Consider the following 21427-nt stretch of genomic DNA (forward strand, 5'->3'; position numbering starts at 1 on the left):
GATTACATCAAGCGTTGATAAAGTTCGCGATAGGAGTTCGCGGCAACCTGCCAGCTAAAATCCATATTCATCGCCTGACGCTGCACATAGCGCCAGAGCGATGGGCGCGACCAGAGGACAAAGGCGCGACGTATAGCGCGCAGCAATGACAGCGCATTGCTGTCCTCAAAGACAAAACCTGTCGCCAGACCATCGGCAAGGTTCTCAAGCGAACTGTCAGAGACCGTGTCCGCCAGCCCGCCGGTGCGGCGCACCAGCGGCAGCGTACCGTACTTCAGACCGTACAGCTGGGTCAGGCCGCAGGGTTCAAAGCGGCTCGGGACCAGAATGACGTCGGCGCCCCCCATAATGCGGTGGGAGAAGGCCTCATGATAGCCAATCTGCACCCCCACCTTGCCCGGGTGTTCGGCAGCGGCGGCGAGGAACCCTTCCTGCAGCACCGGATCGCCGGCGCCCAGCAGCGCCAGCTGGCCGCCCTGCTCGAGCAGGCCCGGCAGCGCTTCAAGCACCAGATCGAGCCCTTTCTGGCTGGTGAGACGGCTGACGACGGCAAACAGCGGCGCTTTATCATCGACCTTCAGGCCCATGGCGATCTGCAGCTGACGCTTGTTCTCCGCCTTCTCCTCCAGCGTGTCGCGATCGTAGCGCATCGGCAGCAGGAGGTCGTTTTGCGGGCTCCAGATACCGTCGTCAACGCCGTTGAGAATTCCCGACAGCCGCCCTTCATGATGGCGCTGACGCAGCAGCCCCTCCATGCCGTAGGCGTACTGCGGCTCGGTGATCTCGCGCGCGTAGGTCGGGCTCACCGCCGTAATATGGTCGGCGTAGTAAAGACCGGCCTTCAGAAACGAGATCTGGCCGTTAAACTCGAGGCCATGCATGTTGTAAAACGACCACGGCAGCTCGATATCATTCATATGCCAGGAGTAAAACATCCCCTGGTACGCCAGGTTGTGCACGGTAAAGACCGATTTAGCCGGACGCCCGCGCGCCGCCAGGTAGGCCGGCGTCAGGCCGGCGTGCCAGTCGTGGGCATGGACCACATCCGGGCGCCAGAACGGATCCAGTCCGCTGGCCATTTCGCTTCCCACCCAGCCCAGCAGCGCAAAGCGCAGAACGTTGTCGGTATAAGCGTGCTGGTTGGTATCGTGGTAAGGGCTCCCCGGCCGGTCATAGAGATGCGGGGCGTCTATCAGATAGATCCCCACGCCGTTAAAGTGGCCGTACAGCAGCGTGATCCGCCCGGCGAACGTATCCCGGCGGGTCACCACCTGGGCATCCACCACGCCGCGGCGGATATCGGGAAACGCCGGCAACAGCACGCGCGTATCGATACCCTCCGCGATTTGCGCCGCCGGCAGCGCGCCGATGACGTCCGCCAGACCGCCCGTCTTTAACAGCGGGAACATCTCAGAACATACATGTAAGACCTGCATTAGCGCTCCTGTTTGTGCCCCAATTTCCGCAGCATGTCGCGGGTCACCAGCACGATACCTTCCTCTGAGCGATAGAAGCGGCGTGCATCCTCTTCCGCGTTCTCACCAATCACCATACCTTCCGGGATGACGCAGGCGCGGTCAATCACGCAGCGACGCAGGCGGCATGAGCGACCCACCCAGACATCTGGCAACAAGACTGCCGAATCAATGTTACAGAATGAGTTCACCCGCACGCGCGGGAACAGCACCGACTGCACCACCACCGACCCGGAGATAATGCAGCCCCCGGAGACCAGCGAGTTCAGGGTCATGCCGTGGCTTCCGGAACGGTCCTGCACGAACTTCGCCGGCGGCAGCGATTCCATATGGGTACGGATCGGCCAGTTCTGGTCGTACATATCCAGCTCCGGCGTGACTGACGCCAGATCGAGGTTGGCCTTCCAGTAGGCCTCCAGCGTCCCCACGTCGCGCCAGTACGGCTCGGCGTTCGGGTCGGACTGCACGCAGGAGAGCGGGAAAGGATGTGCATAAGCCATGCCAGCTTCGGTGATCTTCGGAATGATGTCTTTGCCGAAATCATGGCTGGAGTTCTCGTTGCGATCGTCTTCCTCCAGCAGCTCATAAAGATAAGCGGCGTCGAAGACATAAATGCCCATGCTGGCCAGCGATTTGGTCGGGTCGGTCGGCATCGCCGGCGGGTTGGCGGGTTTCTCGACAAACTCAATGATTTTTTCGTTTTCGTCGACCGCCATGACGCCGAAGGCGGATGCCTCTTCAATGGGCACCGGCATGCAGGCCACGGTGCAACGCGCCCCTTTTTCGACATGGTCGATCAGCATGCGCGAGTAGTCCTGCTTATAAATATGGTCGCCCGCGAGGATCACCACGTACTCGGCCTTGTAGCGGCTGATGATGTCCAGGTTCTGCGTCACCGCGTCCGCCGTGCCGCGATACCAGTTTTCGCCGTGTACGCGCTGTTGGGCCGGCAGCAGATCGACAAACTCGTTCATCTCTTCGCTGAAGAACGACCAGCCGCGCTGTATATGCTGCACCAGCGTATGCGACTGATACTGGGTAATAACGCCGATGCGGCGGATCCCTGAGTTAATGCAGTTAGATAATGCGAAATCGATAATACGGAACTTGCCGCCGAAGTGAACGGCAGGTTTCGCACGCTTAATGGTGAGATCCTTAAGCCGGGTGCCACGGCCGCCCGCGAGGATCAACGCCACGGATTTGATAGGTAATTGACGCGCCAGCATCAGCGGATCGTTTTTTTCAAGCCTAACCATGATTAACTCCTTTTTACACCCCCGCTTTCCTGCTCATCCCGCCGCGCCGCCGCCACGGGTTCAACCGGAAGCTTCAGGGCTTACGACCTTTGAAATACGCACACTCCGTGCGCGGGCCCATGCCAGACAGCCATGATGACCGGATTATCCTCTCCGGCGAATGGAGGAACGGCGCGCCATTCCCCCTCGGGTAAAACCATATCGACCACCTCTGCGGTGGCGTTCAGCGTGAGCAGCCAGCGATCCGACAACTGGATCTGCATACACGCTGCCCCCTGCTGCCACTCCCCGGCAGTCAGCGGCTGGGCATGGCGATTAAGCCAGCGGACGCTGCCATCCCCCTCCTGCCACCAGCGGTTGCGGGTGAGCGCCGGAATGCGCCGGCGCAGGTGGATCAGCGCCGCGGTAAAGGCGGTTAATCCCGGGTTCGCCTGGCGCCAGTCGAGCCAGGTCAGGGCGTTGTCCTGACAGTAGGCATTATTGTTGCCGTGCTGGCTGTGGCCCTGCTCATCGCCCGCCAGCAGCATCGGCGTCCCCTGAGCCAGCAGCAGCGTCGTCAGCAGCGCATGCACGCTGGCGCGTCGCCGTTCAATCACCGCAAAATTAGCTTCTAATCCTTCTATACCATGATTGTTGCTGTAGTTATTGTTAGTCCCATCGCGATTCTCCTCCCCGTTCGCCTCATTGTGTTTCTGATTGAAACAAACGCAGTCGCGCAGCGTGAAGCCATCGTGGGCCGTCACCAGATTGACCGTCGCCGATGGCGGCTTGCCATCACGGGCAAAGAGATCGCTGGAGGCCGCGAAGCGTTGCGCGAAATCCCCCAGGGAGACGTTTTGCTGCAGCCAGAAGCGGCGGGCGCTATCGCGAAAATGGTCGTTCCACTCGGCGAACAGCGGGGGAAAATTGCCCACCTGGTAGCCCCCCGGGCCGATATCCCAGGGTTCGGCGATCAGTTTCACCTGCGACAGCACGCTGTCGTGGCGGATAGCCTCGAACAGCGGCGCATCCTGGCGGAATTCCGGCGTCCGTCCCATCACTGAGGCGAGATCGAAGCGAAAACCGTCGACATGGCACTCATCCACCCAGAAGCGCAAACACTGGCGCGCCAGTTCCACTACCCCCGGGTGGCTGAGATTGAGCGTATTCCCGCACCCGGTCCAGTTGTGATAATCGCCATCTTCCCTTACCCAATAATAGCTACGGTTGTCGATTCCGCGCAGGGAGACGGTGGGACCTTCAAGATCGATTTCCGCGCTATGGTTGAGCACGATATCCAGAATCACCTCGATACCGGCGGCATGTAGCGCCTTAACCGCATCGCGAAACTCATCCAGGGCGCGCGTCGGGTCGCTGGCATAGCGCGGATCCAGCGCGAACCAGGCCAGCGGGTTGTAGCCCCAGTAGTTGCTCAACCCCATCCGCTGCAGTCGCGGCTCGCTGGCGAACTGCGCCACTGGCAACAGTTCAAGGGCGCTGATGCCCAGCGATTTGAAGTAAGCGATCATCACCGGGTGGCCCAGCGCCTTATACGTTCCGCGAATGGCTTCCGGCAGCTGCGGATTAAGCAGGGTGAGCCCTTTCACGTGCGCTTCATAAAGCACCGTTTCCCCCCATGGGGTACGCGGCGGTTTATCGCCCAGCCAGTCGTAACGCAGATCCACTACCTGCGATTTTGGCGCTATCGCGGCGCTATCGCGATGATCCGGCTGCCACATTCCGCCGTGCAGGCGCTCGTCGTCCGGCAGATCGCCCTCAACCCGGTGAGCGCAGGGATCGAGCAGCAGCTTGGCCGGGTTAAAGCGGTGTCCCTGCGCCGGATCCCAGGGGCCATGCACCCGGTAGCCGTAGCGCAGGCCCGGCCCGACGGCAGCCAGCCAGCCGTGCCAGATGTCGCCGCTGCGCGCCGGGAGATCGAAGCGTTGCTCGTTGCCCTGCTCGTCGAACACGCACAGCTCCACCCGCTCCGCGTGGGCGGAGAAGAGGGCGAAGTTCACCCCCTTGCCGTCATAGCTGGCGCCCAACGGCGCAGGCTTGCCTGCCGCGAGGTTGGTCATTGCGCCTCCCGGACCAGCCAGATCGTCGCCAGCGGCGGCAAGGTCAGGGACAGCGAATGTTCGCGACCGTGGCTGGGGATGGCATCGCTTTCCACCACCCCGCCGTTGCCCTGGTTGCTGCCGTGATAGTGCATTGAGTCGGTATTCAACGCCTCGCGCCAGCGGCCCGGCTGGTTGATGCCGAAGCGGTAGTCGTGGCGCGGCACCGGCGTGAAGTTGCTGGCGACGATAATCTCGTTCCCCGCCCGGTCGCGGCGCACAAAGACAAACACTGAGCGCTCGTGGTCGTCCACCACCAGCCATTCGAAGCCGTACGGGTCAAAGTCCAGCTCGTGCAGCGCCTTATGGTGGCGATAGGTATGGTTCAGGTCGCGCACCAGCCGCTGGACGCCGTGGTGCCAGTTGTCGCCGCCCTCCAGCAGATGCCAGTCGAGGCTGCCGTCGTGGTTCCACTCGCGGCCCTGGGCGAACTCATTGCCCATAAACAGCAGCTTTTTCCCCGGGAAGGCGAACAGCCAGCCGTAGTAGGCGCGCAGGTTGGCGAACTTCTGCCAGGCGTCCCCCGGCATGCGGTCGAGAATCGATTTTTTGCCGTGCACCACTTCATCGTGGGAGAGCGGCAGCACAAAGTTCTCGGTGTAGTTGTAGAGCATGCCGAAGGTCATTTTGTCGTGATGGTAGCGGCGGTGCACCGGATCGAGTTTCATGTAATCCAGGGTGTCGTGCATCCAGCCGAGGTTCCATTTGAACCAGAAACCGAGGCCGCCGCCGGCTGGCGGACGGGTTACCCCGGCGAAATCGGTGGACTCTTCCGCCATGGTGACCGCGCCCGGCGTCTGTTCGCCAAGGATGCGGTTGGTGTTGCGCAGAAACTCAATGGCTTCCAGATTTTCCCGGCCGCCGTATTCATTGGGGATCCACTCCCCCGCCTTGCGGCTATAGTCGCGATAGATCATCGAGGCCACTGCGTCGACGCGCAGAGCATCGATGCCGAAGCGTTCGATCCAGTACAGCGCATTTCCCACCAGGAAGTTGCTGACTTCGCGGCGTCCGTAGTTGTAGATCAGGGTATTCCAGTCCTGGTGATACCCCTCGCGCGGATCGCTGTGCTCATACAGCGCGGTGCCATCGAAAGAGGCAAGGGCAAAATCATCCGCCGGGAAGTGGCCAGGCACCCAGTCCAGAATGACGTTTAGCCCGGCGGCGTGCGCGGCGTTGATAAAGTAACGGAAATCATCGCGGGTGCCGAACCGGCGGGTCGGCGCATAGAGGCCGGTGGGTTGATAGCCCCAGCTGCCGTCGAACGGGTGCTCGTTAACCGGCAGCAGCTCGAGATGGGTGAAGCCCATCCATTTCGCGTAGGGCACCAGCTGGTCGGCCAGCTCGCGGTAGCTCAGCCAGAAATTATTGTCGGTATGACGACGCCATGAGCCAAGATGCACTTCATAGATAGAGACAGGGGCATCGAACTGGTTCGCCGCTTTGCGGTCCGCCGGCTGTTCGACTTTAGGCGGCAGATCGCAGATAAGCGAGGCGCTTTCCGGACGCATTTGCGATTCAAAGGCGTAAGGGTCGGCTTTGACCCGCAGATGGCCGTGGGCGTCAATCAGCTCGAATTTATACAGCTGGCCATTGTGCGCGCCCGGGACGAACAGTTCCCATATGCCGGACTCTTTGCGGAATCGCATCGGGTGGCGCCGGCCGTCCCAGTAGTTAAACTGCCCCACCACTGAGACGCGACGGGCGTTCGGCGCCCATACCGAGAAACGGGTGCCGGTGACGCCGTCCATGGTGGCGGCGTGCGCGCCCAGCGTTTCGTAAGGGCGCAGGTGGGTCCCTTCCGACAGCAGCCAGACGTCAAGATCCTGCAGCAGCGGACCAAAGCGATAAGGGTCATCAATCAGATTCTGCTGCCCGTGCCAGGTGACGGCCAGCTGATAGCGAAAGGCGTTTTTACGCCGCGGCAGAACGCCGCTGAAGAAACCACGCGAGTCGAGGCATTCGAGCTTGCCGACTTTGCGTCCGGTTTTCGGTTCAATAACCCACACATCGGTGGCATCGGGTAATAATGCGCGCACTTCCAGCCCGGCGTCGGTACGGTGCATGCCGAGCACGGAAAAAGGGTCCGCGAAATGACCGGCGATTAGCGCATTAATCACGTCTCTATCGATATGATTAGACATGCTTTCATCCTGTTGTAAGTGTCGCTCATTCCTGTAACTGGCGACTTTTTTTGACCTGAACGGCGCAGCGCCTTCTGCATCCTTCTGCTCCGTCCCACCTTCAGGTAAGGAATTCCTTACTTAAAGCATAGCCAAGGCTGAGTTACCTCCGTGGGGAAAAATCTAACATCCGCGTTTACTCCTTGTATTACGCAAAAAAAAAGGGGGCTCGAAGACCCCCTTTCTGTTTATCCTGCGCTTACGCCAGCTGGCGAAGCATCCGGCGCAGCGGCTCCGCGGCGCCCCACAGCAGCTGGTCGCCAACGGTAAAGGCCGACAGATACTCCGGCCCCATATTCAGTTTACGCAGGCGACCTACCGGGGTGGTCAGGGTGCCAGTCACCGCGGCTGGGGTCAGCTCGCGCATGGTAATGTCGCGATCGTTCGGTACCACTTTGGCCCACGGGTTGTGCGCGGCCAGCAGCTCCTCAACGGTCGGGATAGAGACATCTTTTTTCAGCTTGATGGTGAACGCCTGGCTGTGGCAGCGCAGCGCGCCAACGCGGACGCACAGGCCGTCTACCGGGATAACGGACGAGGTGGCGAGGATCTTGTTGGTCTCCGCCTGGCCTTTCCACTCTTCGCGGCTCTGGCCGTTATCCAGCTGTTTGTCGATCCACGGGATCAGGCTGCCCGCCAGCGGTACGCCGAAGTTATCCACCGGCAGCTCGCCGCTGCGGGTCAGCGACGTCACTTTGCGCTCGATATCCAGAATGGCGGAAGCCGGGTCCGCCAGCTCTGCCGCGACGTGGTTGTGCAGCTGGCCCATCTGGCTCAGCAGTTCGCGCATATGACGCGCGCCGCCGCCGGAAGCCGCCTGGTATGTCGCCACGCTGACCCACTCCACCAGATCCTGGGCAAACAGGCCGCCGAGGGACATCAGCATCAGGCTGACAGTACAGTTGCCGCCGACAAAGGTTTTTACGCCGTTGTTCAGGCCGGCGGTGATCACGTCCTGGTTAACCGGGTCGAGGATAATGATCGCATCGTCCTTCATGCGCAGCGAAGAGGCAGCGTCAATCCAGTAACCCTGCCAGCCGCTTTCGCGCAGCTTCGGGTAAATCTCGTTGGTGTAATCGCCGCCCTGGCACGTGACAATAATGTCCAGTGCCTTCAGCGCGTCCAGATCGAACGCATCCTGGAGCGTGCCACCGGTGCTACCGCCGAAAGACGGCGCTGGCTGTCCCAGCTGGGAGGTAGAGAAGAACACCGGGCGAATGGCGTCGAAATCGCGCTCTTCAACCATGCGTTGCATGAGAACAGAGCCGACCATTCCGCGCCAGCCGATAAAACCAACATTTTTCATAACGTATTCCTGCGAGGTGTGTGCTGTTTGTGCCTGACCAGTTTCCAACTGGATTATCCCTCACCTTACAAAATGCAGCTAAAGTCGCAAGTGAAATTAATCAATGATTGCTGAACAATCAGAAAAGCAACTTATCCTGCACATTGTCCACCGTCGCTGGTCGTCGTCAAAGCGCAATGATTATCGGGGAAATCACCCAGGGAATGGAACATTTTCCGTCGCGATTTTATTGATCCTGATTATGGATTAAGCGCGAAATCCGCTGATTTTCCCCTTGCCAAAAAGAGGCAACAAACCCAGGTGCAGCAAGGCTTGCCGAAGGATACGAGCATCGTCGTAGCGCTAATAAGGGCGAGGAGCGGGAAGAGAAAAGAGGGAAAAAGCGCGGCTTATCGCCGGGAAGCCAGGGTAAACGGCGTTACCCTGGCTTTTGGCCACCCGCGAGCGGGTGGCGAACAGACTTAGCTCAGCAGCTGGAAGGCAATCATGCCGACAATCGCCCCGGTGGTGCCGAGGATGGTTTCCATCATCGTCCAGGTTTTCAGCGTCTGGGCTTCGGTGGCGCCGGTAAATTTACCGAACAGCCAGAAGCCGGCGTCGTTCACATGGCTCACGACAATCGAGCCGCCGGCGATACAGATAGACAAGGCCGCCATCTGCGCGCCGCTGTAGTTCAGCTGCTCAATCACCGGCATCACCAGGCCGACCGCAGTCAGGCACGCCACGGTGGCGGAACCCTGGATGATACGCACCGCCGCCGCCAGCACGAAGCAGGTAATGGCGATCGGCAGCCCCATACCGGTCAGCGCTTCACCCAGCGCCGGGCCGACGCCGGAGTCAACCAGCACCTGCTTGAAGACGCCGCCTGCCCCGATCACCAGCAGGATAATGCCCGCCGGCTGCAGCGCATGACCGCAGATCTCCATCACCCGGTCTTTCGCCATCCCCTGACGTACCGCCAGGCCGTAGATCGCCACCAGGCAGGCCACCAGGATCGCGGTGAATGGGTGACCGATAAATTCAAACCATTCGTAAGCGGTCGACCCCACCGGCACAAAGCGCGCGGCGATGGTTTTCAGGCCTACCAGCACCAGCGGCAGCAGGATCAGCGACAGGCTGAAGCCGAAGGAGGGCATTTTGCCTTCGCCGAGATGCGGCTCCGTCACGTCGTCAGGAATATGCAGCTCAACGTAGCGGCTGATGAAGTTGCCCCACAGCGGTCCGGCGATAATCATTCCCGGAATTGCCGCACACAGGCCAATCAGGATCATCCAGCCAAAGTCGGCGTGCATTTGCGACGCCAGCAGCATCGGCGCAGGTCCCGGCAGCAGGAACGCCGCGGCGGCGGCCACCCCGGCAAACAGCGGGATCACCAGCTTCACGAGGTTAGTGCCGGTATGGCGCGCCATCGAGAAGGCGACGCTGATCAGTAGCACGATCGCCACTTCGAAAAACAGCGGCAGCGCGCAGATGAGGCCGGCGAGACCAATCGCATAGTGCGCGCGATTGTGGCCGAAGGATTTGAGCATCTTGACGGCAATCTGATCGACCGCCCCCGTTTCATGCAGGATCTTCCCGAACATCGCGCCCAGCGCGACGACGATCGCCAGGAAGCCCAGCGTACCGCCCATCCCCTTCTCCATCGTCGCCGCGATTTTATCCAGCGGCATGCCGGAGAAGAGACCTGCGCCAATAGAAACCACCATCAAAGCCACGAAGGCGTGCATCCGCGCCTTCATGACTAAAAACAGCAGCAGCAATACCGAGCCGACTGCTGTTAAAACAAGCGTTAAAGTACTCACTAGTGACTGCCTTTGTTGATCACCTCAATGGTGCTGGCCACCACGCCTTCCAGCGGCTGGTCGATATCGACGATAAGCACATCGCTCTCGTCGGCGCCTGGTTCCTGCAGCGTTTCAAACTGCGTCACCAACATTTGGGTTTTGAAGAAGTGCCCTTTACGCGCCTTCAGACGGTTTTCGATCACCTCGAAGCCGCCTTTCAGGTAGATGAAGGAGAGGTTCGGGTTGCCCTTGCGCAGAATGTCGCGATAGCTCTTCTTCAGCGCCGAACAGACGATCAGCGACACCTTATTGGTACGCTGCATGGCAAACGCGGCGTCATTTAGCGCCTGCAGCCACGGGGTACGGTCGTCATCGTTGAGCGGCTCACCGGAGGCCATCTTGGTGATATTGCTGCGCGGATGCAGAAAGTCGCCGTCGAGAAACGCGGCATGCAGCTGATGCGCCACTTCGCTGGCGACAGCGGATTTCCCGCTGCCGGAAACGCCCATCAGAACGTAGACGTGGTGATCATGATTAGTCGTGCTCAAAGCATCCTCCCACCGGACAGGTACGCCGCGCCGGGGCTGACTCATTGAGCGCGAAGGCGGCGTATCGGTTAATTGTTACGGGTAACTGTTATCGGTAACATTGTCATGCCGGACCTGTGGAGAAGCAATATCCATTCGTGCCAGATGTGAATATGTGTGATCTACTTCAAACTTGTCAGTTTAAATTGATCCGCCCGGTGACAATGTGAAACCTAAATCTAACATCTTAGGGGTAATCGCTTCGCCACGAATGCGCGCCAGCAGACGTTCGGCGCCAATGCGCCCCATCCGCTCGCGCGGGGTCAGGACGCTGGCCAGCCGCGGCTCCATCACCTGGCCGATATCGTGGCCATGGAAACCGGCTATCGCCATGTCGTCTGGGATCTTCAGCCCCAGGCGCTGGCACTCAAAGGCCGCGCCGACCGCGAGGTCATCGTTGGTGCAAAAGATGCCGTCAAGCTGCGGGTATTCGCGGCGCGCCTGGCGCATCAGCTCAATCCCGGATGAATAGGACGAGGACTGCTCCACCATCACGCTGTAGGGCGTCATGCCCGCATCGAGCATCGCCTGCTCGTACCCCTTCTGTTTGATGATAGTACGTTCATCAAGACGCGCGCCGAGATAAGCAACGTGGCGGTGGCCGCGGGCGATAATCGCCGCCGTCATCTGCCGCGCCGCTTCGAAGTTATCGAAACCGACCGCAATATCGAGGCACGGTGACTGGCTGTCCATTAGCTCCACCACCGGAATGCCGGCGACTTCAATCATCTTCAGGGTGCGGGGCGTATGGGTGCGTTCGGTGAGGATCAGGCCGTCAATGTTCCAGGAGAGCATCGATTCGAGGCGTTTCTCTTCCATTTCCGGCTTGTAGCCGTAGTGCGCCAGCATGGTTTGATAGCCGAAGGCGTCAGTGACGCTTTCAATCCCGCGTAGCACTTCCGAGAACACCTGGTTGGTTAACGATGGCAGCAGCACGCCAATGGCGCGGCTGGTGGCGTTGGAGAGAATGTCAGGGGCGCGATTGGGAATATAACCCAGTTCATCGAGGGCAACGGCAATCTTGCCACGCAGCGCTTCGGAGACCTGCTCCGGGTTGCGTAAATAGCGACTGACCGTCATTTTGGTCACGCCGACAAGATCGGCTACATCCTGAAGTACGGGTCTTTTCTTTTTCATCGTCCTGACTGTGATCAACGGGGAACATTTTCTCAGTTTATCACGGACAAAGCGCAACCTTCCCTAACATGAGGGAAGGCTACGCAATTTATTTATACCCATCATACTTCGAGTTGCATGCGCGTTGGCTTTCCTCGCTCACCCCCAGTCACTTACTTAAGTAAGCTCCTAGGGATTCTCTGCGTCGCCGCCTTTCTGCAACTCAAATTATTTTGGGTATAGACGACCTCAGATAACGATCAAACCGGCGGCAGATCGAACAGCAGGATTTCGCTATCGCTGTCGGCATGAACCGAAATCGCCTGCTCGTCCCAGATAGCCAAACCATCGCTGGTAGTGGCTTTGGTACCGTTGATGGTCACTTCGCCTTTGACGACCTGGATCCAGACGCGACGTTCCGCGGCAATCTGGTGAACCGACTGCTCATCTTTCAGCAGCGCCCAGCGATACAGCTCCATATCCTGATAGACCTTCAGCGAGCCATCCCGTGCATCCGGCGACAGCACCAGCTGTTTGCCCTGGGCGGCGTCGAAGCGGCGCTGCTCGTAGCGCGGGGTAATGCCGGTTTCTTCCGGAATAATCCAGATCTGGTACAGACGCAGACGATCGGTTTTGCTCGGGTTGTACTCAGAGTGACGCACCCCGGTACCCGCGCTCATGATCTGGAACTCGCCCGCCGGCACCTGCTCTTTGTTGCCCATGCTGTCCTGGTGCTCCACCGCCCCTTCCAGTACATAGGTCAGGATCTCCATATCTTTGTGTGGGTGGGTACCGAAGCCCTGACCGGCGTCGATGACGTCGTCGTTAATCACCCGCAGGGCGGAGAAGCCCATAAAGTTCGGGTCGTAGTAGTTGGCGAAAGAGAAAGTATGCCAGGAATCCAGCCAGCCATGGTTAGCGTGGCCACGTTCGTTCGCTTTGCGTAAGTAGATCATGTTGCACCCCCATATGTTTTCGATGGAGTCAGTGTGGACCCATTTCGCCGACGATCATAGAGGGTGAAAATTGACTCCTCTGTTCAAAAAATATGAACAAGCGCCGAGGAGCCGACTGGGCTTATTTCACCAGAGTAATGGTGGCCGGTGAGGGCTGCTCAAAGCCGCGCTGCAGGATCTCCATATTGGTAAGAACGTCAGATTCCTTGACGTAATTTGGCTGGCCGTTGACGAGGGTGTCGTACAGCGCGTCGTAGACCCGGCCATAGTCGCCGCTCTCCAGCGGGACCGCTTCGCGCACCGTCTCCCCTGCCTCGTTGACATACACCAGCTCGCCGACGCTGTCGTCCGCGCCAAAGCCCGGCTCGCCCGGCATGATATTGGCTTTCAGGCTGGTCTCCTGCTGGTCGATACCATATTTCACAAACGAGCCTTTATGGCCGTGGACGATGAATTTCGGGTAGTCGATCTGCACCAGGTGGCTGGTCTTAACGATGGCCTTCAGATCGCCGTAGAACAGCTGGGCCTCAAAGGTATCATCCGGGTTAGCTTTGTTGCGCAGCGAGCGCAGATCGTAAGCGACATGGTCCGGGCGGCCGAACAGGGAAATAATCTGGTCCAGGGTATGCACGCCAAGGCCATAGAACTCGCCGTTTTGCGGGCCGCCGGGGTTGGTCTCCGCCAGCGGGCGGTAGTTGTCAAAATGGCTTTCAATCTCCACCAGTTCGCCAAGTTTGCCGCTCTCAATCACCTTTTTAGTGGTCAGGAAGCAGGAGTCGAAACGGCGGTTCTGGTAGGGCGTCACCGTCAGGCCTTTGCTGTTCGCCAGCGCAAACAGGGTCTTGGCTTCCTCCAGCGTCGGGGTGAACGGCTTTTCCACCAGCACGTTTTTCCCCGCCTCCAGCGCCTTTTTCGCATAGTCAAAATGGCTGTCGGCATGGGTGCAGACCACCACCAGCCTGACCTGCGGGTCGTTTAATACTTCATCGAGATCGCTGGTGAAATGGATTTGGGAATACTGCGGCGCCTGCTCCTCGGGCTTCGCCCGACGGCGATAGATGTGCGCCACCTGCCAGCGGTCCTGGCGGTGTAACACGTAAGGAAGATGGTAGCGGGTGGTGCTTTTGCCGAAGCCAATAAATGCGCAGTGCAGAGTCATAACGCTGTCCTTAGTTAATGAGCTACCTTCAACCATAGCGCAAGCCGGGACATGACTTCATCCTCTCAGTCCGTTTTCCGTGAAGATTCGTCAAAAAAATAGGTCGCGTACCATCCATACGCAATTATTAACAACTCATTGATTAACAAGAGATTAAATCGACATTTTTCGGTTAAATATCTTGATCTCAATGGCGAAACTGCGGATAAGTGGAGGGCAAACCAGGACGTTGCTGATGACTAACGGAGTAGCCAGCCGCTACGGATGGACAAACAGTATCTCGCCTTAAACGGCGCCCTTTTTTTCTGGCTTCTCGCGCTGATCGCCTGGTCTGTCGATGCGATCGTGCCGGCGCGCCTGGCGGCCGCCTGCGCACTGGTCGCCTTTCTCCTCCATAGCCAACGGAACAAAATTAACGCGATGTTTATTAAGAAAAATAAAACGGAACCTCAGACGTCAGAAGTGGCCACGCCTCCGGCAAACAACCCAGAATCCCAGGCGGTCGCCAGCAAAAAACAAGAGACTACGGTCATCGCCAGCGGGGTGCATTTCGTCGGCAATATTGTCGCCAGCGGCCATGTCTATATTCACGGCCAGCTTACCGGCAACATTGAGGCGAAAGAACATCTGATTAAGGTGATGCGTGAAGGTCAGGTCGAGGGCAACATCAGCTGCCGTGAGCTGATTATTGATGGCAAGGTTCAGGGCCAGTGCCGCGGCGACAGCATCACCATTGAGGAGCACGGCAATCTGGATGGCACCCTCGCCTATCGCTCGCTGGCGATTAAAAAGGGCGGCCAGTTCACCGGCAGCGCCGAGGTGCTGGCCGCGGCGGAAAGCAAAAGTCATCTCATCGGCCTGGTTGCGGAAGACGGCGTGATGTCCGCCAGGCCGCAAAGCGCCTGAGGTAGCAGCAAAAAAAAAGCCAGCACCCGGCTGGCTAAAGTAATACTGGAAGCAATGTGAGCAATGTCGTGCTTTCAGGCTTTCCGCAAGGGTCTTCCTGAATGCAGGACAATAATAATCATTCTCATTCGCACTTGTCTATCTTTTTTTTGCAAAAAACGGCATTGACTCCCCGGCTGCCGTCAGAGATGGTGAAGGAGAATCAACCACCAAAAAGAGGACAAGGGAATGAGTGACATAGTGATACGCCATGCCGAACCGCGCGATGCTGAACCTTTACGTATGCTGATGGCGCACCCGGAGGTCTATCATGACACGCTACAGATCCCTTACCCCGCCATGGAAGCCTGGCAGGAGAAGCTACAGCCCAAACCCCATACCTTCCATCTGGTGGCGACGCTGGACGATCGGGTTACCGGGCATCTGTCGCTCCATGTCGAACCGCGCCCTCGTCGCAGCCACGTGGCGACCTTTGGCATGGCGGTTGCCGCCGGCCATCAGGGGCGCGGTATCGGCAGCGCGCTGATGCGCGAGATGATCGACCTGTGCGATAACTGGCTGCGCGTTGACCGCATTGAGCTGACGGTGTTCGCTGATAACAAGCCGGCGATTGCGGTGTACAAAAAACACGGATTTGAGATCGAAGGCACCGGCAAGCGTTACGCGCTGCGCAACGGTGAATATGTGGATGCATATTATATGGCGAGAATGAAGTAGCATATTGCCGGGTGGCGGCTTCGCCTTACCCGACCTGCGTTCGTGCAGTGGTTGACCCGGTAAGCGCAGCAGCGCCACCGGGCAACATATCAATACCCCGCCGTTAAATCATCCGGCGAACGCGGGTCGGAGGCGCCATACAGCATCCCGTCCGGCCCCACCATAATGCTCTGAGTGCTGCCCATCGCCTCTTTCAGCGCCACTTTCTGCCCTTTCGCCTCCAGCAGCTTCAGGGTATCCGGGCTAAAGCCTTTCTCCACCCGCAGCTCATCCGGCAGCCATTGATGATGGAAGCGCGGGGCGTTGGTGGCTTCTGCGACGTTCATCCCGAAATCGATGGTATTGACCACCATCTGCAGCACCGTGGTGATGATCCGGCTGCCGCCCGGGCTGCCGGTCACCAGCCAGGTTTTGCCGTCTTTCACCACAATGGTCGGCGACATCGACGACAGCGGGCGTTTTTTCGGCTCCACCGCATTGGCGTCGCCGCCCACCAGGCCATAGACGTTAGGTACGCCGGGCTTCGCCGAGAAATCATCCATCTGGTTATTCAGCAGAATGCCGGAGTCCCCCGCCACAATGCCGGTGCCGAAGGTGGTATTCAGCGTATAGGTCACCGCCACCGCATTGCCGTCTTTATCGACCACCGAGAAGTGGGTGGTCTGGTTGCTTTCATAGGGCGCCAGCTTGCCCGGGCGGATCTGGCTGGAAGGCTTCGCCTTATTGACGTCGATCTCGGCGGCAATCGCTTTGGCGTAGGCTTTGCTGGTCAGCGCCTGCCACGGCACTTTGACGAAGTCAGGGTCGCCGAGATATTCAGAGCGGTCGGCATAGGCGTGTTTCTCCGCCTCCGCCATCACCTGCATAGCGTCGGCGCTGCCGAAGCCATATTTCTGCAAATCGAAGTTTTCGAGGATATTGAGGATCTGCACGATGTGGATCCCGCCGGAGGAGGGCGGCGGCATAGAGTAGATCTCATACCCGCGATATTCGCCGCTAATCGGCGTGCGCTCCACGGCCTTATAGTTAGCGAGGTCGGCTTTGGTGATAAGCCCGCCGTGCTTTTTCATCTCGTCCGCGATCTGGTCGGCAATAGCGCCTTTATAGAAGGCATCCGGACCGTGCTCGGCAATCAGCTCGAGGCTTTTCCCCAGGTTCTTCTGTACCAGCCGGTCGCCCTTCTTCAGCGGCTCGCCGTTCTTCCAGAAGATCGCTTTACTGTTTTCGTGCTGCGGGATCACTTCGCTGCCGTAGGTCTTCAGATCGTCCGCCAGCGCATCGTTAACAATAAAGCCCTCTTCCGCCAGCTTGATTGCCGGGCGGATCACTTTGTTCAGCGGCATGGTGCCGTATTTTTCCAGGGCAAGAGAGAAGCCCGCCACGCTGCCTGGCGTACCGGAGGCCAGATGCGAGGTGAGCGATTTTTTACTGTCCGGGTTACCCTGGTCGTCGAGGAACATGTCGCGGGTGGCCTGCTCTGGCGCCATTTCGCGGAAATCGATCGCCGTAGTCTTGCCGTCTTTCGTCCGCAGCATCATAAAACCGCCGCCGCCGATATTCCCCGCCTGCGGATGAGTGACCGCCAGCGCGTAGCCAACCGCCACCGCCGCATCGACAGCGTTGCCGCCCTGGCGCAGAATATCCACCCCGACGCGGGTGGCCAGCGCATCTACCGAGGCCACCATGCCCTGCCGGGCGCGCACCGGGTGGAATACATCCTCCTCTACGCCATAAGAGACCGGCGGCGGCGGCGGTGGACTGGCGGCGACGGTAAAACTACCGCCCGCCAGCAACGCAGCGATGACCACCTGACGCCAGATTGTTGTTTTTATCATTGTCTTACTCCTGATAGGTAGGTTTCATTCCCCGCTTAAGCCTGGTTGATAACTCCTAAAAAATCATTGTTATGGCGGATTCGAGGTACACTTAAGTGATCCCACGCACGGGAGGAGAAAACCATGAAAGCGATGTTATTTCTGGCGGCGCTGATGCCGCTCGGCGTTTTAGCCCAGCCAATCAATATTGATAACAACCCCAACCAGCCGGGTTACGTGGTCCCCAGCCAGCAGCGCATGCAAAATGAGATGAAGGTGCAGCAACAGCAGCAACAGAGCATGCTGAAGCAGAATCTGAACAATCAGACTCGCTCCCAGCAGCAGCATCTGCAAAACCAGCTGCAGACCAATCAGCAGCGCGCGGCGCAGGGCGGGAATCTCAATCCGCCGCAGCAGGTGCTGCCGAACAACAACGGAGGGATGCTGCGGCAGACCAACCCGTAAAGGCCAGCCGCCGCGCAGCGGTTATTAAGGCTGGAAATGGGGCCCGATGACGTCAATGGCATCGGTGCAGATGCAGTCTACGCCCCAGCGCAGCAGCTCGGCGGCGCGCTGGGGTTTGTTAACGGTATACACCAGGATATGCAGGCCGGCCTGTTTCAGGCTTGCCACCCGCCCGGCGTCCAGCAGCTTGTGGTTAAGGTGAATGGAGACGCAGCCCAGCCGGGTGGTCAACTCCCGCCAGTCCTCACGCCACTCATCCAGCAACAGCCCGCGCGGCAGCTCGGGGGCGGCTTCCTGCGCCGCTTCCAGGGCATCGATTTCAAACGACGACAGCAGCGGCGCGGTCATTCCCGCCCACAGCTCCCGCGCCGCCAGGGCCACCACGTTGCCGGTCTGCGGCCCAAGGCCGGTGGTCGGTTTAATTTCGATATTCGCCATCATGCCGTGACGGCGGCAGCGCTCCGCCACCTGGGAGAGCAGCGGCAGCGGCTCGCCCTTAAATTCACGGCTGAACCAGCTACCGGCATCCACCTTCAGCAGATCGTCCCATGGCAGCTCCCCCGCCACGCCCCAGCCGTTGCTGGTGCGTTCGAGATTATCGTCATGCAGCAGAAAGATCTGCCCGTCCTTTGACAGCTTGGCGTCAAATTCAATCATCGTGTGCCCGTAGCGAGCGCCGACGTCGATAGCCGCCAGGGTGTTCTCCGGCGCCAGTTTACCGCCGCCGCGATGGGCGACGATACGGGGATAAGGCCAGTTACTCATGCGCGTTGTCCTGTTTCACCATCAAAGAGGTGCAGATGTTCCAAAGGCAGATGCAGCCATAGCGTGCTGCCTGCCGCCGGGCGCTGCTGGTGCGGCAGTCTGACCACCAGCTTCTGTTCGCCCCAGCGCCCGTGGGCAAGGTTATCGGCGCCTAAAATTTCCAGGGAGTCCATCAGCAGCGGAATGCCGCCTTGCGCCTGCGAGCTTAAGATAAAATGCTCCGGGCGGATACCGAGGGTCATTTTACGCCCGGCGTGGCGCCGGTGCTCATGATTCGTCGGCAGCTGGATGCCGCCCGCCAGCTCAAAGCGACCGCCGTCATCGCTGATGCGCCCTTCCAGCAGGTTCATGGCCGGGCTGCCGATAAAGCTCGCCACAAAGCGGCTGGCCGGCTTCTCATACACTTCCACCGGGGTGCCGATCTGCTCGGCAACGCCTTTATTCATCACCATCACCCGCTGGGCGAGGGTCATCGCCTCCACCTGATCATGGGTAACGTACAGCGAGGTGGTTTTCAGGCGGCGATGCAGCTGTTGCAGCTCAAGACGCATCTGCACGCGCAGCTTGGCGTCGAGGTTTGACAACGGTTCGTCGAAGAGGAATACCGCAGGGTCACGCACGATGGCGCGGCCCATCGCCACGCGCTGGCGCTGGCCGCCGGAGAGCTCGCGCGGGCGGCGCTTGAGCAGGCCGTCGAGCTCAAGAATACGCGCCGCCTCCTGCAACCGCTCGGCGATCAATCCCTTACCCATGCCGCGGATCTTCAGCCCCCACGCCATGTTCTCTTCCACGCTCATATGCGGATAAAGGGCATAGTTCTGGAACACCATGGCGATGCCGCGATCCTTCGGCTCCATCTCGGTGACCCGCTTGCGGTCGATCCAGATATCGCCGCTGGTCACCCGCTCCAGTCCGGCGACCATCCGCAGCAGCGTTGATTTCCCGCAGCCCGACGGGCCGACCATGACGATAAATTCCCCGTCCGCCACGTCCAGCGTCAGCGGTTGAATCACCTGGGTTTTGCCATCCCAGCTTTTGCTTACTGCCTGTAGTTTTAAACCAGCCATTTTATTTCTCACTATCGACCAGGCCACGCACAAATGCGCGCTGCATGGCTAAAACGATGACAACCGGCGGGATCAGGGTCAGCAGCATCGCCGCCATCACCTGATTCCACTGGGTAGTACCTTCGCCGGTGGCGATCATGCCTTTGATGCCGGCGACGGCGGTGCCAAGATTCACATCCTGAATAATCAGCAACGGCCACAGATACTGGTTCCAGCCGTAGATAAAAGTGATGACGAACAGCGCCGCGAGGTTGGTTTTCGACAGCGGCAGCACGATGTCGCGAAAGAAGCGCATCGGCGAAGCGCCATCGATACGCGCTGCTTCAATCAGCTCGTCCGGCAGGGTCATAAAGAACTGGCGGAACAGGAAGGTGGCGGTGGCTGAGGCCATTAGCGGCAGCGTAAGCCCGGCGTAGCTGTCGAGCATGTTGAGATTGGCGATCACTTCCACCGTCGGGAAAATACGCACCTCGACCGGCAGCATTAGCGTGATAAAGATCATCCAGAAGAACAGGTTACGCAGCGGAAAGCGGAACCAGACGATGGCGAACGCCGAAAGCATCGACACGACGATTTTGCCCACCGTAATGGCGAACGCCATGATGAAGCTGTTGAGCATCATCAGCCAGAACGGCGCGCTGTTGACGCCAACGCCGTTCACCCAGATGGTCTTCATGTTCTCCAGCAGATGTCCGCCGGGGATCAGCGTCATCGGCGTTTCAAACACCGATTGGTTATCCAGCGTCGCCGCCACGAAGGCGACGTACAGCGGGAATAAAATGACGGCGATGCCCAGAATCAGCATGGTGTGGCTGAAAATCGTCAGCCCGCGACGGTTCTCAATCATTGGTAACGCACCTTACTTTCAACGTAACGGAACTGCACCACCGTCAGGATAATGACGAGGAACATCAGCACCACCGACTGCGCGGCGGAAGCGGAAAGATCGAGCCCGGCGAAACCTTCGCGATAGATTTTGTAAATCAGGGTGGTGGTCGCCTGCACCGGGCCGCCGGCGGTGGCGGCATCGATCACCGGGAAGGTGTCGAAGAAGGCGTAAACCAGGTTGACCACCAGCAGGAAGAAACTCACCGGCGCAATCAGCGGCAGCGCCAGCCTGAAGAAGCGGCGGATTGGCCCGGCGCCGTCGATAGCGGCAGCCTCAACCAGCGAACGCGGGATCGACTGCAGCGCGGCGAAGAAAAACAGGAAGTTGTAGCTTATCTGCTTCCATACCGAGGCGAAGACCACCAGGAACATCGCCTGGCCGCTGTTCTGCGCGTGGTTCCAGTCGTAGCCCAGCTCGCCGAGGAAATGGGTGATCAGCCCGCGCCCGGGGTTAAAGAGGAAGATCCACAGCACCGCCGCCACCGCGGGGGCCACGGCATACGGCAGCAGCATCAGGGTCTGATAGAAGCGGCTGCCGCGCACCACGTAGTCGACCAGCGCAGCGAAAAAGAGCGAAATAAGCAGGCCGCTGACGGTCACCAGGGCGCTGAATTTGATAGTGGTCCAGAACGAGTCCAGATAGTACGGGTCATGGAACAGCGCCACGAAGTTATCCAGGCCGACAAACTGGCTGGACAGGCCAAACGGATCAACGCTCTGCAGCGAATACCACAGCGCTTCGCCCGCGGGCCAGATAAAGAAAATCAGCGTGATAATCAGCTGCGGCGCGACCAGGACATAGGGCAGCCAGCGCGAGCGGAATACCGGACGGGATGATGACATTGAGATTGGGTTCCTGAACAATGCCGGGTGGCGGCTACGCCCTA

General features: G+C 59.3%; 18 protein-coding genes and 1 pseudogene. 4 read left to right on the forward strand and 15 right to left on the reverse strand.

Going from position 1 to position 21427, the window contains the following annotated elements:
- Nucleotides 1-2: 2 nt before the first annotated feature.
- The 5 genes from glgA to asd form a co-directional block, all read right to left on the reverse strand.
- Nucleotides 3-1436, reverse strand: a complete 1434-nt coding sequence (gene glgA, locus ACOI6Z_RS17010; RefSeq protein WP_004202133.1) for a glycogen synthase GlgA — start codon at nt 1434-1436, stop codon at nt 3-5.
- Nucleotides 1436-2731 carry a glucose-1-phosphate adenylyltransferase gene (glgC, locus tag ACOI6Z_RS17015; protein ID WP_002920566.1) on the reverse strand — a complete coding sequence of 432 codons (1296 nt, stop codon included), beginning with the start codon at nt 2729-2731 and terminating at the stop codon, nt 1436-1438. The genes glgA and glgC overlap by 1 nt, the downstream gene beginning before the upstream one ends.
- An 80-nt stretch (nt 2732-2811) precedes the next feature.
- Nucleotides 2812-4788, reverse strand: coding sequence for a glycogen debranching protein GlgX (glgX, locus tag ACOI6Z_RS17020; RefSeq protein ID WP_023291213.1), 1977 nt, complete (start codon nt 4786-4788; stop codon nt 2812-2814).
- The gene (gene glgB / locus ACOI6Z_RS17025; RefSeq protein ID WP_048335469.1) at nt 4785-6971 is read right to left on the reverse strand and encodes a 1,4-alpha-glucan branching enzyme; all 2187 of its coding nucleotides are present in this window, start codon (nt 6969-6971) and stop codon (nt 4785-4787) included. The genes glgX and glgB overlap by 4 nt, the downstream gene beginning before the upstream one ends.
- Nucleotides 6972-7209: 238 nt before the next feature.
- Nucleotides 7210-8316: an aspartate-semialdehyde dehydrogenase gene (asd, locus tag ACOI6Z_RS17030; protein WP_023291215.1), complete on the reverse strand. Its 1107-nt coding sequence runs from the start codon at nt 8314-8316 to the stop codon at nt 7210-7212.
- Nucleotides 8317-8419: 103 nt separating this feature from the next.
- Here asd and ACOI6Z_RS17035 point away from each other — a divergent pair.
- Nucleotides 8420-8781: pseudogene (locus ACOI6Z_RS17035) on the forward strand (hypothetical protein).
- On the opposite strand, the gene gntU reads toward ACOI6Z_RS17035, so the two are convergent.
- The 5 genes from gntU to ACOI6Z_RS17060 form a co-directional block, all read right to left on the reverse strand.
- Entirely contained in the window at nt 8778-10118 is a 1341-nt protein-coding gene (gntU, locus tag ACOI6Z_RS17040; RefSeq protein WP_004202127.1) for a gluconate transporter, read from the reverse strand. The pseudogene ACOI6Z_RS17035 and the gene gntU sit on opposite strands and share 4 nt — an antisense overlap.
- Nucleotides 10118-10648: a gluconokinase gene (gntK, locus tag ACOI6Z_RS17045; RefSeq protein WP_065812634.1), complete on the reverse strand. Its 531-nt coding sequence runs from the start codon at nt 10646-10648 to the stop codon at nt 10118-10120. Before gntK ends, gntU begins: the two co-directional genes overlap by 1 nt.
- Before the next feature lie 180 nt (nt 10649-10828).
- The gene (gene gntR, locus ACOI6Z_RS17050) at nt 10829-11824 is read right to left on the reverse strand and encodes a gluconate operon transcriptional repressor GntR (RefSeq protein WP_023291217.1); all 996 of its coding nucleotides are present in this window, start codon (nt 11822-11824) and stop codon (nt 10829-10831) included.
- 239 nt (nt 11825-12063) lie between these two features.
- A complete protein-coding gene (locus ACOI6Z_RS17055; protein ID WP_002920779.1) occupies nt 12064-12759 on the reverse strand; it encodes a pirin family protein in 696 nt (231 codons plus the stop codon).
- 121 nt (nt 12760-12880) lie between these two features.
- The gene (locus ACOI6Z_RS17060; protein WP_065812635.1) at nt 12881-13918 is read right to left on the reverse strand and encodes an oxidoreductase; all 1038 of its coding nucleotides are present in this window, start codon (nt 13916-13918) and stop codon (nt 12881-12883) included.
- A 264-nt stretch (nt 13919-14182) separates the two neighbouring features.
- On the opposite strand from ACOI6Z_RS17060, the gene ACOI6Z_RS17065 reads away from it, so the two are divergent.
- A complete protein-coding gene (locus tag ACOI6Z_RS17065) occupies nt 14183-14824 on the forward strand; it encodes a bactofilin family protein (RefSeq protein ID WP_023291219.1) in 642 nt (213 codons plus the stop codon).
- Between the two features lie 240 nt (nt 14825-15064).
- Complete coding sequence (yhhY, locus tag ACOI6Z_RS17070) at nt 15065-15541, forward strand: N-acetyltransferase (protein WP_072096665.1); 477 nt, start codon at nt 15065-15067, stop codon at nt 15539-15541.
- A gap of 89 nt (nt 15542-15630) precedes the next feature.
- Here yhhY and ggt read toward each other — a convergent pair whose 3' ends face one another.
- Nucleotides 15631-17376 (reverse strand): gamma-glutamyltransferase, encoded by a 1746-nt coding sequence (ggt, locus tag ACOI6Z_RS17075; protein WP_023291221.1) that lies wholly within the window; start codon nt 17374-17376, stop codon nt 15631-15633.
- A gap of 123 nt (nt 17377-17499) precedes the next feature.
- On the opposite strand from ggt, the gene ACOI6Z_RS17080 reads away from it, so the two are divergent.
- On the forward strand, nt 17500-17820 hold the full coding sequence (locus tag ACOI6Z_RS17080) for a DUF2756 family protein (RefSeq protein ID WP_023291222.1): 321 nt from the start codon (nt 17500-17502) through the stop codon (nt 17818-17820).
- Between the two features lie 24 nt (nt 17821-17844).
- Here the strand turns inward: ACOI6Z_RS17080 and ugpQ are convergent, their stop codons facing one another.
- The 4 genes from ugpQ to ugpA are packed head-to-tail and all read right to left on the reverse strand — an operon-like array spanning nt 17845 to nt 21383.
- Nucleotides 17845-18585: a glycerophosphodiester phosphodiesterase gene (gene ugpQ, locus ACOI6Z_RS17085; RefSeq protein ID WP_023291223.1), complete on the reverse strand. Its 741-nt coding sequence runs from the start codon at nt 18583-18585 to the stop codon at nt 17845-17847.
- Nucleotides 18582-19652 (reverse strand): sn-glycerol-3-phosphate import ATP-binding protein UgpC, encoded by a 1071-nt coding sequence (locus ACOI6Z_RS17090; protein ID WP_065812637.1) that lies wholly within the window; start codon nt 19650-19652, stop codon nt 18582-18584. The genes ugpQ and ACOI6Z_RS17090 overlap by 4 nt, the downstream gene beginning before the upstream one ends.
- Nucleotide 19653: 1 nt before the next feature.
- Complete coding sequence (ugpE, locus tag ACOI6Z_RS17095; protein WP_008806976.1) at nt 19654-20499, reverse strand: sn-glycerol-3-phosphate ABC transporter permease UgpE; 846 nt, start codon at nt 20497-20499, stop codon at nt 19654-19656.
- Nucleotides 20496-21383 carry a sn-glycerol-3-phosphate ABC transporter permease UgpA gene (gene ugpA / locus ACOI6Z_RS17100; protein WP_032454247.1) on the reverse strand — a complete coding sequence of 296 codons (888 nt, stop codon included), beginning with the start codon at nt 21381-21383 and terminating at the stop codon, nt 20496-20498. Before ugpA ends, ugpE begins: the two co-directional genes overlap by 4 nt.
- Nucleotides 21384-21427 lie beyond the last annotated feature (44 nt).

It is taken from the genome of Klebsiella sp. C239 (genome assembly GCF_048822715.1).
In the GTDB taxonomy this organism is placed as follows: Bacteria; Pseudomonadota; Gammaproteobacteria; order Enterobacterales; family Enterobacteriaceae; genus Klebsiella; species Klebsiella quasipneumoniae.

What these genes read in the sequence shown, in the direction of transcription:
- glgA (WP_004202133.1), bottom strand. Translation starts at nt 1,436, where the DNA reads ATGCAGGTCTTACATGTATGTTCTGAGATGTTCCCGCTGTTAAAGACG.
- glgC (WP_002920566.1), bottom strand. Translation starts at nt 2,731, where the DNA reads ATGGTTAGGCTTGAAAAAAACGATCCGCTGATGCTGGCGCGTCAATTA.
- glgX (WP_023291213.1), bottom strand. Translation starts at nt 4,788, where the DNA reads ATGACCAACCTCGCGGCAGGCAAGCCTGCGCCGTTGGGCGCCAGCTAT.
- glgB (WP_048335469.1), bottom strand. Translation starts at nt 6,971, where the DNA reads ATGTCTAATCATATCGATAGAGACGTGATTAATGCGCTAATCGCCGGT.
- asd (WP_023291215.1), bottom strand. Translation starts at nt 8,316, where the DNA reads ATGAAAAATGTTGGTTTTATCGGCTGGCGCGGAATGGTCGGCTCTGTT.
- gntR (WP_023291217.1), bottom strand. Translation starts at nt 11,824, where the DNA reads ATGAAAAAGAAAAGACCCGTACTTCAGGATGTAGCCGATCTTGTCGGC.
- ACOI6Z_RS17055 (WP_002920779.1), bottom strand. Translation starts at nt 12,759, where the DNA reads ATGATCTACTTACGCAAAGCGAACGAACGTGGCCACGCTAACCATGGC.
- ACOI6Z_RS17060 (WP_065812635.1), bottom strand. Translation starts at nt 13,918, where the DNA reads ATGACTCTGCACTGCGCATTTATTGGCTTCGGCAAAAGCACCACCCGC.
- ACOI6Z_RS17065 (WP_023291219.1), top strand. Translation starts at nt 14,183, where the DNA reads ATGGACAAACAGTATCTCGCCTTAAACGGCGCCCTTTTTTTCTGGCTT.
- ggt (WP_023291221.1), bottom strand. Translation starts at nt 17,376, where the DNA reads ATGATAAAAACAACAATCTGGCGTCAGGTGGTCATCGCTGCGTTGCTG.
- ACOI6Z_RS17080 (WP_023291222.1), top strand. Translation starts at nt 17,500, where the DNA reads ATGAAAGCGATGTTATTTCTGGCGGCGCTGATGCCGCTCGGCGTTTTA.
- ugpQ (WP_023291223.1), bottom strand. Translation starts at nt 18,585, where the DNA reads ATGAGTAACTGGCCTTATCCCCGTATCGTCGCCCATCGCGGCGGCGGT.
- ACOI6Z_RS17090 (WP_065812637.1), bottom strand. Translation starts at nt 19,652, where the DNA reads ATGGCTGGTTTAAAACTACAGGCAGTAAGCAAAAGCTGGGATGGCAAA.
- ugpE (WP_008806976.1), bottom strand. Translation starts at nt 20,499, where the DNA reads ATGATTGAGAACCGTCGCGGGCTGACGATTTTCAGCCACACCATGCTG.
- ugpA (WP_032454247.1), bottom strand. Translation starts at nt 21,383, where the DNA reads ATGTCATCATCCCGTCCGGTATTCCGCTCGCGCTGGCTGCCCTATGTC.